The organism is Streptomyces sp. NPDC048506, assembly GCF_040651315.1.
GTDB lineage: Bacteria > Actinomycetota > Actinomycetes > Streptomycetales > Streptomycetaceae > Streptomyces.
Genome location: NZ_JBEZIX010000005.1, coordinates 195,166 through 208,230, shown reverse-complemented (window position 1 = coordinate 208,230; position 13,065 = coordinate 195,166). Strand labels below are relative to the sequence as shown.

10 protein-coding genes are annotated in these 13,065 nt (G+C 72.0%); 6 read left to right on the top strand and 4 right to left on the bottom strand.

Features of this window, described 5'->3' with window-relative positions:
- Nucleotides 1-274 precede the first annotated feature (274 nt).
- The 3 genes from AB0C96_RS05835 (at nt 275) to AB0C96_RS05825 (ending at nt 5,469) form a co-directional block, all read left to right on the top strand.
- On the top strand, nt 275-2,590 hold the full coding sequence (locus tag AB0C96_RS05835) for an acyl-CoA dehydrogenase (protein ID WP_362914065.1): 2,316 nt from the start codon (nt 275-277) through the stop codon (nt 2,588-2,590).
- Between the two features lie 71 nt (nt 2,591-2,661).
- Nucleotides 2,662-3,855, top strand: a complete 1,194-nt coding sequence (locus AB0C96_RS05830) for a lipid-transfer protein (RefSeq protein WP_362914064.1) — start codon at nt 2,662-2,664, stop codon at nt 3,853-3,855.
- Nucleotides 3,856-4,020: 165 nt separating this feature from the next.
- On the top strand, nt 4,021-5,469 hold the full coding sequence (locus AB0C96_RS05825; protein WP_362914062.1) for an MFS transporter: 1,449 nt from the start codon (nt 4,021-4,023) through the stop codon (nt 5,467-5,469).
- 45 nt (nt 5,470-5,514) lie between these two features.
- On the opposite strand, the gene AB0C96_RS05820 is transcribed toward AB0C96_RS05825, so the two are convergent.
- The 4 genes from AB0C96_RS05820 to AB0C96_RS05805 are packed head-to-tail and all read right to left on the bottom strand — an operon-like array spanning nt 5,515 to nt 9,190.
- Nucleotides 5,515-6,120, bottom strand: a complete 606-nt coding sequence (locus tag AB0C96_RS05820) for a response regulator transcription factor (protein ID WP_362914060.1) — start codon at nt 6,118-6,120, stop codon at nt 5,515-5,517.
- Entirely contained in the window at nt 6,117-7,550 is a 1,434-nt protein-coding gene (locus AB0C96_RS05815) for a histidine kinase (protein WP_362914058.1), read from the bottom strand. The genes AB0C96_RS05820 and AB0C96_RS05815 overlap by 4 nt, the downstream gene beginning before the upstream one ends.
- A 6-nt stretch (nt 7,551-7,556) precedes the next feature.
- Nucleotides 7,557-8,285 carry an ABC transporter permease gene (locus AB0C96_RS05810; protein ID WP_362914056.1) on the bottom strand — a complete coding sequence of 243 codons (729 nt, stop codon included), beginning with the start codon at nt 8,283-8,285 and terminating at the stop codon, nt 7,557-7,559.
- Nucleotides 8,285-9,190 (bottom strand): ABC transporter ATP-binding protein, encoded by a 906-nt coding sequence (locus AB0C96_RS05805; protein ID WP_362914055.1) that lies wholly within the window; start codon nt 9,188-9,190, stop codon nt 8,285-8,287. Before AB0C96_RS05805 ends, AB0C96_RS05810 begins: the two co-directional genes overlap by 1 nt.
- A 514-nt stretch (nt 9,191-9,704) precedes the next feature.
- Between AB0C96_RS05805 and AB0C96_RS05800 the strand changes: the two genes are divergently transcribed.
- The 3 genes from AB0C96_RS05800 (at nt 9,705) to AB0C96_RS05790 (ending at nt 12,956) form a co-directional block, all read left to right on the top strand.
- Nucleotides 9,705-10,580 carry a MaoC/PaaZ C-terminal domain-containing protein gene (locus AB0C96_RS05800; RefSeq protein ID WP_362914053.1) on the top strand — a complete coding sequence of 292 codons (876 nt, stop codon included), beginning with the start codon at nt 9,705-9,707 and terminating at the stop codon, nt 10,578-10,580.
- A 276-nt stretch (nt 10,581-10,856) separates the two neighbouring features.
- Nucleotides 10,857-11,933: a Zn-dependent alcohol dehydrogenase gene (locus AB0C96_RS05795; protein ID WP_362914051.1), complete on the top strand. Its 1,077-nt coding sequence runs from the start codon at nt 10,857-10,859 to the stop codon at nt 11,931-11,933.
- Nucleotides 11,934-12,014: 81 nt separating this feature from the next.
- Complete coding sequence (locus AB0C96_RS05790) at nt 12,015-12,956, top strand: 3-oxoacyl-ACP reductase (protein WP_362914049.1); 942 nt, start codon at nt 12,015-12,017, stop codon at nt 12,954-12,956.
- Nucleotides 12,957-13,065 lie beyond the last annotated feature (109 nt).

Genomic DNA, 13,065 nt, shown 5'->3' with positions numbered 1-13,065 from the left:
ACGGGGCCCTCGCGCACGCCGTCCGCGCACCGGGCGCACGTCCTTCCGTGCACCCTTCCGTCCGCCCTTCCGTCCGCCCTTCCGTCCGCCCTTCCGTGCGCGGTCGCCGTCGCCGTCGCCGTCGCCGCGCTGCGGACCGCGGAGTGTGGCTCTCGTGGAGTTCGCCGTGCCGCCGGGTCCCTCGGGGGTGGATCTCGCCGATCCCGTCAAGCCCCCGGATCCCGCACCCATCTGACCTTCCGTCAGATTGAAACATGTTCTAGCCTGCCTCGCCATGGGCATCGGAATCACGCAGGAGCAACGTGACCTGGCCGAGGCGGTGGCCGGCTGGGCCGCGCGGGCCGTACCGCCCGAGGAAGTGCGCAAACTGCTCGACACCGCGCCCGGCCGGCACGGGCGGCCCGCGTACTGGGACGAACTCGCCGCACAGGGCCTGCTCGGGCTCCACCTCCCCGAGGCCGACGGCGGGGGCGGCGGCGAACTGCTCGACCTCGCCGTGGTGTTGGAGGAACTGGGCCGCGCTGCGCTGCCCGGCCCGTACCTGCCCACCACCCTCGCCGCCGCGCTGCTGCACCGCGGCGGCGCCCCGGGCCTGGCGCGGGCCCTCGCCACCGGCCAACTCCTCGCCGCCGTCGCACTCGGCCCGGGCTCACTCACCGCCGTGGAGACCACCGGGGGCTACGTCCTGGACGGCGTCGCGCCTCCCGTCCTGGCCGGCGCCGACGCGGATCTGATCGTGCTCGCGGCGCGAACGGAACCGACGACGGAACGTGAAGGGGCGGGGCAGGGCTCCCCCGGCGAGGGCGGTGTCGGAGGCCCCGCCTGGCTCGTGGTCGACGCCCGGGCGCTGACCGTGCGCGCCCAGGACAGCGCCGACCCCACCCGGCCCACCGCCGAGGTGCGCGCGAACGGTGTCCTGGTGCCCGGCGACCGGCTGCTGGCCGTCGACAGCGCACTCGTCCGCGACCTCGCCGGTGTGCTGTTCGCCGCGGAGGCCTGCGGCACGGCCGCCTGGACGCTGCGCACCGCAGCCGAACACGCCACCGTACGCGAGCAGTTCGGCCGTCCCATCGGCCAGTTCCAGGGCGTCAAACACCTCTGCGCCGACATGCTCGTACGCTGCGAGCAGGCCCGCGCCCTGGTCTGGGACGCGGCCCGCGCCGTGCACGAGCCGCCCGAGGTCCGCGGCCTGGTCGCCGCGCTGGCCACCGCCACCGCCCTGGACGCCGCCGTCAGCTGCGCCAAGGACTGCATCCAGATCCTCGGCGGCATCGGCTTCACCTGGGAACACGACGCCCACCTCCATCTGCGGCGGGCGATCGTGGCCCGCCAGCTGCTCGGCAGCGGCCACCGCCACCGACTGCGCGCCGCCCGCCGGGCCGCCGCCGGCGCCCGGCGGGCACTCCACCTCGAACTCCCGGCCGAGGCCGCGGAGTACCGCGCACAGGCCCGTACGGTCATCGACCGCGTCCGTGGCCTGGACCCCGCCGCGGTGCGCCGCGCACTGGCCCCCACCGGATATGCCGCGCCGCACCTCCCCCGTCCCCACGGACTGGGTGCGGGCCCCGTGCAGCAGCTGGCGATCCAACAGGAGCTGTCGGCCTCCGGGGTCCGGATCAGCGATCTGGGCATCGCCGCCTGGGTGGTCCCCTCGCTGGTCGCCCACGGCACCGCGGACCAGCAGGAGCGCTATCTGCTGCCCTCGCTCCGCGGTGACCTGCTGTGGTGCCAGCTGTTCTCCGAGCCCGAGGCCGGCTCCGACCTGGCGTCGCTGCGGACCCGTGCCGAGCGGGTGGACGGTCCGGACGGCGGTGGTTGGCGGATCAACGGCCAGAAGGTGTGGACCTCGGCCGCCCAGTGGTCGAGCCACGGCATCCTGCTCGCCCGCACCAACCCGGACGCGCCCAAGCGCCGGGGGCTGACGTTCTTCCTCGTCGACATGGAGACCCCGGGCATCGACATCCGCCCGCTGAAGGAGATCACCGGCGACTCGCTCTTCAGCGAGGTCTACTTCGACGACGTGCTGCTCCCGGCCGATGCGGTGGTCGGCGAGGTCGACGACGGCTGGCGGGTCGCCCGCACCACCCTGGACAACGAACGCGTCCACATGGCCGACCAGTTGACGTTCGACACGGGGCTTGAGGCGCTCCTCGCCCGCGCCGCGGCCCTGGACGGTCCAGACGGAGCCGGGGTCGGAGCCGGAGGTGGAGACGGGGGCGGGGTCGGAGACGGTGAGACGGTCGGGGCGAGTGGGATCTGGGTGAGGCTCGGCGAACTGGCCGCGGAGGCACACGCGCTGAGCTGCATCGGGCTGCGCACCACACTCCAGCAGGTGTCGGGGCTGGAGCCGGGTGCCGGCGCCAGCATCCGCAAGTTGGTGCAGACGGCACACCAGCAGAAGGTCGCCGAACTGGCCTTGGAGCTGCTCGGCCCGGCCGGTGCGGTGCGGGAAGGGGCCGGTGAACGGGCGCTGCACGGCTTCTTGATGGCGCGCTGTCTGACCATCGCCGGCGGCACCACCCAGGTCCAGCTGAACGTCGTCGCGGAGCGACTCCTCGGCCTGCCCCGCGACCCGGAACCCCGCCCCTGACCTGACCTTCCCCACCCCCGCCCCACCCCATTACGGCTTCCCCGGTGACCGTCCCTCCAAGGAGGACCCGCATGACTGGCAAGGCGTACATCGTCGGCGTGGGCATGACCACGTTCGAGAAGCCCGAGACCCGCGCATGGCAGTACTGGGACATGGCGAAGGAGGCGGGCGGCAACGCCCTCGCCGACGCGGGCATCGGCTACGAGGCCGTCGAGCAGGTGCCGGTCGGCTACTGCTACCAGGCCTCCACCGCCGGCCAGCGGGCCGTCTACGAACTGGGCCTGACCGGCGTCCCCGTCTACAACGTCAACAACAACTGCGCGACCGGCTCGACCGCGCTGATGATGGCGCGCCAGTTCGTCGAGGCGGGCGTCAACGACTGTGTGCTGGCGCTCGGCTTCGAGAAGATGAAGCGCGGCGCGCTGGGCGGGGGCGGCGGTGAGAGCGACTTCGCGTCCTCGCCGGTGGCCCGTCACTACGGGGTGATGGCGGCCGCCCACGGCTTCGAGACGACCCCGCCCACCGCCCAGATCTTCGGCAACGCGGCCCGCGAGCACATGGAGCGCTACGGCACCACCGTCGAACAGCTCGCCGCGGTCGGCGCCAAGAACCACCGGCACTCCGCGCACAACCCCTACGCCCAGTTCCAGGACGTCCACACGGTCGAGGAGGTCCTCGCCGCCAAGACCATCCACCATCCGCTGACCAAGCTACAGTGCTCGCCGACCTCGGACGGGGCGGCCGCGGCGGTCGTCGCGTCCGAACGGTTCGTCCGCGAACAGGGGCTGGCCGACCGGGCGGTGGAGATCGCCGCGCAGGCCATGACCACCGACACCCAGGACAGCTTCGCCTCCGGGTCCTGCATCGACGTCGTCGGCAAGCCGATGTCGCGGGCGGCGGCCCGGCAGGTCTATGCGGCCAGCGGGCTCGGCATCGAGGACGTGGACGTCATCGAGCTGCACGACTGCTTCTCGGTCAACGAACTGCTGACCTACGAGGCGCTGGGCATGTGCGCGGACGGGGAGTCGGGGAAGCTGGTGGCCGACGGGGCGACGACGTACGGCGGCCGCTGGGTGGTCAACCCGTCCGGCGGTCTGATCTCCAAGGGCCATCCGCTGGGCGCGACGGGCCTGGCCCAGGCCGCCGAACTGGTCTGGCACCTACGGGGCACGGCGGGCGAGCGCCAAGTCCCTGGCGCCCGGGTCGGCTTGGCCCACAACATCGGCCTGGGCGGGGCGGCGGTGGTGACATTGCTGCGACGGTGAGGCCACTGCGACAGCGAGGTCCCCTCCGTCCTCGGGCGAGGTCTCCTCCGTCCTCGCCCGTCGTCCTCGTCCTCCGTCCTCGTCCTCCGTCCTCCGACCTAGTCCTCCGGCCAGGTGGCAGATGCACCGATATCCCGATGCAGCGCGCACGGGGCGAATGCGAGCATGGTCCGCATGCCCCCCATAGCCACTTCCGCCGCCCCGACCAGAACCCCGCGCCGGACGGCCGCACCGGCCTGGCTGGTGATGCTGCTGGTCTGTGCCGGTCAGTTCCTGGTCGTCCTGGACGTCTCCGTCGTGAACGTGGCGCTGCCCGCCATGCGGACCGGGCTCGGGCTCAGCGAACTGGGCTTGCAGTGGATCGTCAACGCGTATGTGATCACCTTCGCGGGATTCATGCTGCTCGGCGGGCGGGCGGCCGACCTCTTCGGCCGTAAGCGGATCTTCGTCCTCGGGCTGGCGTTGTTCACGCTGGCGAGCGCGGGCGGCGGACTGGCGCAGCAGCCCTGGCAGCTGATCGCGGCCCGTACGGTGCAGGGTGTGGGCGCCGCCGTGCTCTCCCCGGCCACCCTCACGATCCTCACCACGTCGTTCCCGACCGGCGCGGCCCGCACCCGGGCCATCGCCACCTGGACGGCGGTCGGCGCCGGCGGTGGCGCGGTGGGCGGTCTGGTCGGCGGGGTGTTGACCGAGAACCTGTCATGGCGCTGGGTGCTGCTGATCAACGTGCCGGTCGGGGCGCTGGTGTTGGCCGGCGCGGTGCTGTGGCTCACCGAGAGCCGGCAGGGCGTCGCCCGACGGCTCGATGTGCCCGGTGCACTGCTGGTGACCGGCGGGCTGGGGCTGGTGGCGTATGGCATCGTGCAGACCGAGACGGACGGTTGGGCCTCGGCGTCCGCGCTGTTGCCGCTGGCCGCCGGGCTGGTCGTCATCGCGGCCTTCATCGCCGTCGAGGCCCGGACCAAGGCGCCGTTGATGCCGCTCGGACTCTTCCGGCTGCGCTCGGTCTCCTCGGCGAACGCGGCGATGGTGCTGTCCGGCGCCGCGATGTTCTCGATGTGGTACTTCCTGTCGCTCTACATGCAGAACGTGCTGGGCTACCAGCCGTTGCAGGCCGGACTCTCGTTCATCCCGCACTCGCTGTCCATCGTCCTGGGCTCCAAGATCGGGCCGCGGCTGATGCACCGGATGGGCGCCAAGACGCTGGCCATCGCGGGTGCGGTGATCTCTGTGTCCGGCATGGTCTGGCAGGGCGCGATGGACGCCGACGGAACGTACCTGGGCACGCTGCTGGGGCCCGGCATCCTGATGGCGCTGGGCGCCGGCCTGACCGCGACGCCGGTCGCCTCCATCGCCACGTCCGGCGCGGACCCCGCCGACCAGGGCCTGGTCTCCGGCCTGATGAACACCTCCCGCCAAATGGGCGGTGCGCTGGGGCTGTCGGTGCTGTCCACGGTCGCCGCATCCCGCATCGAGGCGGCGGGGCACGGTCCCAAGGCCCTGGCGGACGGTTACGCCCTGGCCTTCCAGGTCGGCTCCGTGGTGCTGCTCGCCAGCATCCTGCTGATGGTCATCGCCCTGCCACGCCGACGGGCGGACGCCGCCCAGGGGTAACGGGAGAGGCGGACGCCACGCAGCCGTAGGCGAGGTTCCGTCCCCTCACAACCAGCCGTTCTGCCGGGCCGACCGGACCGCCTCCATGCGGTTACGGGTGCCGGTCTTGCCGATGGCTGCCGAGAGGTAGTTGCGGACCGTGGCCTGGGAGAGGTGGAGCTTGCCGGCGATATCGGCGACGGTGGCCCCGTCCACCGCCGCGGTCAGTACATCGCGCTCGCGCTGGGTCAGCGGATTGGGTCCGGCGCTCAACGCCGCGGCGGCCAGGCCCGGGTCGATCACCCGCTCTCCGGCCAGTACCCGGCGGATGGCCGCCGCCAGGTCCTCGACCGGGCCGTCCTTCACCAGGAAGCCGGATGCGCCGGCTTCCATGGCGCGGCGCAGATAGCCGGGGCGCCCGAAGGTCGTCAGGATCAGGACCTTGCAGGACGGCAGCTGTTCGCGCAGGTCGGCCGCGGCGTCCAGGCCGCTGCGGCCGGGGAGTTCGATGTCCAGCAGGGCGACGTCGGGACGGGCGCCCAGCGCGGCGTCGACGATCTGGTCACCCGCCGCCACCTGCGCCACGACCTGAATGTCCTCTTCCAGGTCGAGCAGCAGCGCCAGCGCACCCCGCATCATCCCCTGGTCCTCTGCAAGCAGGACCTTGATCACCTGGTCAACTCCTCCGTATCCGCCCTGTCACCCGTGCCGACCGGCAGTTCAGCCGTGACACGGAAGCCGCGCCGGCCGTCGGGGCCGCTGCGCAGCGTGCCGCCCGCCGCGGCCAGCCGTTCGGCCAGCCCCTTCAGGCCGGTGCCACCGACCGGGCCGGCGGAGCCGCCCGGCGTCGCACCGCTCGAACCCCGCGATACGTCGGGGCCGTCGGAGTCGTCCGATCCCTTGGGGGCGAACATGGCTCCTGCGCTGCTGCCGGCCGGATCGCCGCCGCCCGGAACGCCGCCGCGCCCGGGGGCGCGGTCGCGAAGCCAGGAGAGGCCGTGTGCCGTGGCAGCACCGGAGCTTACGGGACCGCGGCCGTCATCCGTGATCGTCAGCCGGACCCGCTCCTCGTCGGCGTACACGTCGATCTCGCAACGGGTGGCGCCGCTGTGTCGGACGGTGTTGGTGACGCCCTCCCGGACCACCCACCCCAGCAGCGCGCCGGCCTGTGGCGGCAGCGGCGGCCCGGCCTGGCGTACGACGGGCTCGATGCCGGCCGCCTCCAGCACCGAACGGGCCCGGTCCAGTTCGGTGCTCAGGCTGCCCTCGCGATAGCCGGTGACCGCCTCGCGGATCTCGGTCAGCGCCTGCCGGCCGACCGCCTCGATGTCGGCGGCCTGGGCGAGCGCCGCGTCCAGGTTGCGCGGTGCGAGCCGGCGGACCGCCTCGGCCTTGACCACCACCACGGACAGGGTGTGCCCCAGCAGGTCGTGGAGGTCGCGGGAGAAGCGCAGCCGCTCCTTCTCCACGGCGCTGCGGGCGAGTTCCTGCCGGGTGGTGTTCAACTCCTGGATGGTGTCGAACAGGCTCAGGACCGTCGCCGTCACCATCCCCGACAGGAACGTGCCGTACCCGATGCCGAACGCGGCGCCGGGGTCGCCGTCCCGCCAGCCGGTGAGGTAGCCGGCGGTACCGCTGAGCGTGATCAGCCAGAGGGCGAGCTTCTTCCCGCGCAGGGCTCGGACCGTGCCCGAGGCCAGGGACAGCAGCGGGAAGAAGAGGAACCAGTTACCGCCGAACCCGACGGCGATCGCGAAGGTGATCGCCGTAAGGATGCCCAGGGCGATGACCGGATAGCGAGAATTCCGCAGCCGGGGGTTGAACGACGTCCAGACGACGCTGATGTAGAAGGAGTTGAAGGCGAACAGCCCCAGGCCGGCCAGCCAGGGATTGCCGGTCTTGCCATGGATGATGTTGGAGAAGGCGCCCAGGCCCATCAGCAGCCAGGGCAGGAAGGCGTACTTTCCCGGCCCCCTGTCCGGCTTCTTGCACGGCTTCGCCGGGTAGGCGGTGGTGGCCGTGCCGTCCGCCGCGGAGGGACCCGCCAGGCCGGACTCCTGTTGCTCTGTGTGCTGCACTGTCGCTTCCCAGGTTTGCGTCATCGTCGGTCACACCGTTCGTGCGGCCCGTCGGTACGCGTACACCGCGTAACTGCCGAAGAGTGCCAGCCAGGCGACCAGTACCGCCACCGCGCTCAGGCTGGGGGCGGCGCCCTCCGTGATGCTCCGGCCGAGCTCGGCGAAGCGGTTGCCCGGTGTCCACGAGGAGAGCGAGCGCAGCCAGCCGGGGAACAGCTCCGGCGGGAACCACAGGCCGCCGACGATCGCGATCAGCAGCATGCAGCCCGTGTTGACCACGCCGGTGGACTGCGAGGAGAGGCGGTAGCCGTTGCCGAGCCCGAGCAGGGTGAAGGGGGCGGTGCCTATCCACAGCAGCACGGTCAGCGCGGCCCACTGCCAGGCCGGCAGCCGCACGCCGTTGACCAGCGCACCCACCAGCAGGACGGCGGCGATGGCCGGCAGCACCGTCACCGACCCGGTCAGCCCGCGGCCCACCACCACCCGTATCGGGCTCAGCGGAGTGATCCGCAGCTGCCGCAGCCAGCCCAGCTGCTTGTCCTCGGCAACGCCGGTGCCCGTGCCGATCGCCGCGCCCAACGCGCCGTACGCGGCCATCCCGACCATCGAGGCGACCTTCCACTCCATGGCGGAGCTGTCCGAGCCCACGCCGATGTTGGTCATCAGCACGTACATCAGCACCGGCATCCCGATGCCGAAGATCACGAAGCCCCGGTCGCGCAGGGTGCGGCGGACCTCGAAGAGGATGTAGTCGAGCATCACGCGCTCTCCTTCGCGGACGGGGTGCCGATGGTGGGATGTGCCGTGGCCGGGGCACCGGCAGCGGCGGCGGATTCTGTCGAGGTGAGCGTCAGGAACGCGTCCTCCAGGCTGGCGGGGGCCACTTGGAGGTTCCGGACGAGCCCGAGCCCGGCCATCGCCATGACCGTCGCGTCGGAGTCCGTCGTCCGCAGGAACGCGCGGTCGCCCCGTATCTCCACCGCGCTGACTCCGGGCAGTCCGGCCAGCGGCTCGGACGCCGCACCTGCGAGGTCGAAGGAGACCAGCGACCCACCGGCCCGACGCCTGATCGCCTCACCGCTGCCGTCGGCGACCACCCGGCCGCGGTCGATCACCACGATCCGGTCGGCGTGCTCGTCCGCCTCCTCCAGATAGTGGGTGGAGAACAGGATGGTGTTGCCGCGGCGGGCATACGCCCGCATGGAGCGCCAGAAGGCGCGGCGCGCCTCGACGTCCAGCGCCGCGGTCGGCTCGTCGAGCACCAGCAGCTCCGGGTTGCCGGCCAGCGCCACCGCGAAGCGGACCCGCTGGGCCTGCCCGCCGGAGAGTCGGTCCACCCGCCGCGCGGCGAACTCGCCCAGGCCCGCCAGCTCCAGCGCGTCCGTGACGTCCATCGGCTCGGGGTAGGTGGCGGCGACGAAGGTGACCAGTTCGCGGACCGTGACCCGTGGGATGGCCTTGCCGTCCTGGAGCATCGCGCCCACCTTGCCCGCCCGTACGGCGGCCTCCGGGGCACCGCCGAACAGCTCCACCGTCCCCACACTGGGCGGCAGCAGGCCCAGCAGCATGTTGAGGGTGGTGGACTTGCCGGCGCCGTTGCGACCGAGCAGCGCCACGGTCTCGCCTGTGGCGATCTCCAGATCGAGGCCGTCCACGGCACGCACCGTGCCGTAACTCCGTGTCACACCGGAGAAGCCGACGGCCGCCCCACCCCTTGGTTCCGTCGCCCGTGCCGCCCGTGCCGCCTGCGCCGTTCTCGCCGTTGCTGTCGCCCTTGCCGGCTCGGTTGCCGTTGTCGCCCTTGTTGCTCTTGTCGTCCTCATGCCCGCCCCTCCGTTTGTTTTCCGTCCTCCCGCTTCCTGTCCTCGACATTACGGAGAGTCGCCGAGGGCGCGGCAGATGCGAATGTGGGTGATGGCCCCTGACAAATGTCATCGGTCGCGCGAGGTGTGTCACTGCGCCGGCCCCGGACCCGAATCTGACAATGCGTCAGAGGTCTTCCGGGTGTCGGGCGGATCGGCTATACATGAGTGCCATCGGCTAGAACGCGTTCTAGAAGTGTGTCCATGTTCGTCGTGTGAGCGCGGCCGCGCCGACCAGATACGACCCCGGCACGGTCGACGGTGCGGACGGCCGGGCCGGGGTCTTCACACCGAGGTGAAGGAGAGCGACAGCCCCATGCCCATCGACGCCGCCAAGGCCACCTCCGCCGAGCCGCGGACCACCGAACTCGCCTGGGACCACAAGGACGTCCAGCTCTACCACCTCGGCATCGGCGCCGGCGCGGCCACACCGGAGAAGCCGCACCCCGCCACCGACCCGGACGAACTGCGCTACACCCTGGAGAGCGGGCTGCACGTCCTGCCCAGCTTCGCCACCGTCGCGGGCGGCGGGATGGCGCTGGCCGGCGGACTCTCCGCACCCGGCATCGACGTCGACCTGGCGGCCGTCCTGCACGGCGGGCAGACCGTCACCCTGCACCGCGCCATCCCGGTGCGCGGCCGGGCCACCCAGACCTCGTCCGTCCCGGCCGTCTATGACAAGGGCAAGGCCGCCGTCATCGTCCTGCGCTCGGAAGTCGCCGATGAGGACGGTCCGTTGTGGACCTGCGACACCCAGATCTTCGTCCGCGGAGAGGGCGGGTTCGGGGGCGACCGCGGCACGTCCGCGCGCCGTGAGCTGCCCGAACGCGCCCCCGACCTGAGCACCGAGCGGCACATCCGCGAGGACCAGGCGCTGCTCTACCGCCTCTCCGGGGACTGGAACCCGTTGCACGCCGATCCGGAGTTCGCCAAGGTCGCCGGCTTCGACCGGCCGATCCTGCACGGACTGTGCACGTACGGGGTCACGCTCAAGGCGGTCGTCGACGCGGTGCTGGGCGGTGATGTGTCGAGGGTGCGGTCGTACACCACGCGGTTCGCGGGGGTGGTCTTCCCGGGCGAGACGCTCCGCATCCGGATGTGGCGGGGACCCGGACGGATCCAGGTGTCGGTCACGGCACCCGGGCGTGACGATGCGGCGGTGTTGGCGGACACCGTGGTCGAGCACGGCTAGCTGCCGTCGGGCCGGAGAGGCGTGCCGTCCGGGCGGGGCTGGGTGTCGTCCGGGCAGGGCTGGGTGCCATTCGTGGCGTGGCGTGGCCTGGCGTGACGTGACGTGACGTGACGTGGCATGGCGTGGCATGGCGTGACGTCTGGGCCGTCGGCCTGCCCAGCTGCCGTTCGGGCGGGGAGGAGAGCCGTCGGGCCGGGCCAGGTCCCTTTCGGGCAGGGGCGGGTGTCGTTCCGGCGAGCGTCGTGCGAGTCGTTGTCGTTCGAGAGGAGCCGTGAGATGCGCGCAGCCGTACAACACGAGACCGGGCAGGACAAGCTCGACGTGCTCGACGACGTCGAGGCGGTGGGGTTCGGCCCCGGGAAGGTCAGGATCCGGATACGGGCGACGGGGCTGTGCCACTCGGACCTCTCGGCCATGAGCGGCGTGCTGCCGCAGCCCGCACCCTTCGTGCCCGGTCACGAGGGCGCCGGGGAGATCCTCGACGTCGGCGACGGCGTGACCGGCCTCGGGCAGGGCGACCGGGTCCTGATGTGCTGGCTGCCCGCCTGTGGCAGCTGTCCCTCCTGCAAGCGCGGCCAGACCCACCTCTGTCTGGCCGGATTCATGAACGCCGGTACGCCGAACTTCAAGCGCCCCGGTGGGGACGTCTTCGGCTTCGCCGGCACCGGAACGTTCGCCGAGGAGGTCGTGGTACCCGCCAACTGCGCGGTCCCGATACCGGACGACGTCCCGTACGAGATCGCCGCGCTGATCGGCTGCGGCGTCACCACCGGACTGGGCGCCGCCCTCAACACGGCCGAGGTGGCGGCCGCGTCCTCGGTCGCGGTCATCGGGTGCGGCGGCGTCGGCATCTCCACCATCCAGGGGGCGCGGGCCTGCGGTGCGGCCCAGATCGTCGCCGTCGATCCGGTGCCCGCCCGCCGGGAGGCCGCGCTGCGCTTCGGCGCCACGGAGGCCGTCGCCCCCGAGGAGTTCGGCGACGCCAAGGCCCGGATCACCGCGGGGGAGGGCTTCGACTACGTCTTCGAGGTGGTCGGCAAGTCCGCCACCGCCCGCACCGCGTACGAGATGACCCGGCGCGGCGGCACGATGTGCGTGGTCGGCGCAGGCGCCATGGACGACACCTTCCAGGTCAACATGTTCGAGCTGTTCTTCGACGAGAAGCGGATCCTGCCGTCCCTGTACGGCGGCGCGGATGTGCTGCGCTCCTACGAGCGCGCGATCGCCCTCTGGCGGGCCGGCCGGATCGACCTGGAAGGCCTCATCACCCATCGCGTCCGCCTCGCCGAGATCAACGACGCCCTCGACCAGATGCGTTCGGGGACCGCGCTGCGCACCTGCATAGAGATCTGATCGACCTGCGTAGAGATCCGATCGACCTGCGCAGAGATCCGATCGCCCGCTAGAGATCTGATCGAGAGGACAGGAACAGGAATGGCACAGCCACTTGAGGGCCTGACCGCGATCGTCACCGGGGCCGGCCGCGGCCTGGGCCGTGCCGAGGCCCTCGAACTCGCCCGCCTGGGAGCGCACGTCGTGGTCAACGACTACGGGCAACCGGGCCGGGACGGCTCCGGTGAGGCCTCCGCGGCGCCCGCCGAGGACGTCACGGCCGAGATCCGCGCGGCCGGGGGACAGGCGGTGGCGCACCTCGGCGACGTCGCCGACCACGAACAGGCCCGTGCGCTCGTACAACTGGCCGTCGCCACGTACGGCCGGCTCGACATCGTGGTCAACAACGCGGGCATCCTGCGTGACCGGATGGTGTTCTCGATGACCGAGGACGAATGGGACTCGGTCATCCGCGTGCACCTCAAGGGCCACTTCAACACCACGCACTTCGCCGCGGCCCATTGGCGCGAGCGCTCCAAGGCAACCGGCGGCCCGGTGCACGGCCGGATCATCAACACCTCTTCGGAGGCGTTCCTCGCGGGCTCGGCCGGTCAGCCCAACTACGCCGCGGCCAAGGGCGGCATCGTCGGTCTGACGACCTCCACGGCCCTGGCACTGGCCAAGTACGGCGTGACCGCCAACGCGATCTGCCCGCGCGCCCGCACCCGTATGACCGAGGATGTCTTCGCCGGCTTCCAGGAGCCGCAGGACGGCGCGCTCGACGCGCTCGCCCCGGAGCATGTTGCGCCGCTGGTCGGCTATCTGGCCTCGCCCTCCGCCGGCAAGGTCAACGGGCAACTGCTGGTCGTGCACGGCGGCATGGTCGCGATCGCCGAACGTCCACGGATCGCCGCCAAGTTCGACACCGCGAAGGAGGTCTTCAGCTTCGAGGAACTGGACGGCCTGCTGACGCCGTACTACGCGGAGCGCCCGCCGAACGAGACCTTCGCGGCGGCCGAGGTACTGGGCCTCACGCACGACTGACGGCCGGCCGAGGCCACGACCGACGCCCGGCCGGGGCGACGAACGACGGTCCGGCCGGGGAGCGTACGACGACGGCCGTGGCCGTCGCCCGCGGAGAACGCGGTGCGGC

Excerpts from the sequence above, each read along its gene's own strand:
- AB0C96_RS05815 (WP_362914058.1), bottom strand. The coding sequence starts at position 7,550 with ATGACGCAAACCTGGGAAGCGACAGTGCAGCACACAGAGCAACAGGAG.
- AB0C96_RS05795 (WP_362914051.1), top strand. The coding sequence starts at position 10,857 with ATGCGCGCAGCCGTACAACACGAGACCGGGCAGGACAAGCTCGACGTG.
- AB0C96_RS05825 (WP_362914062.1), top strand. The coding sequence starts at position 4,021 with ATGGTCCGCATGCCCCCCATAGCCACTTCCGCCGCCCCGACCAGAACC.
- AB0C96_RS05810 (WP_362914056.1), bottom strand. The coding sequence starts at position 8,285 with ATGCTCGACTACATCCTCTTCGAGGTCCGCCGCACCCTGCGCGACCGG.
- AB0C96_RS05800 (WP_362914053.1), top strand. The coding sequence starts at position 9,705 with ATGCCCATCGACGCCGCCAAGGCCACCTCCGCCGAGCCGCGGACCACC.
- AB0C96_RS05835 (WP_362914065.1), top strand. The coding sequence starts at position 275 with ATGGGCATCGGAATCACGCAGGAGCAACGTGACCTGGCCGAGGCGGTG.
- AB0C96_RS05790 (WP_362914049.1), top strand. The coding sequence starts at position 12,015 with ATGGCACAGCCACTTGAGGGCCTGACCGCGATCGTCACCGGGGCCGGC.
- AB0C96_RS05830 (WP_362914064.1), top strand. The coding sequence starts at position 2,662 with ATGACTGGCAAGGCGTACATCGTCGGCGTGGGCATGACCACGTTCGAG.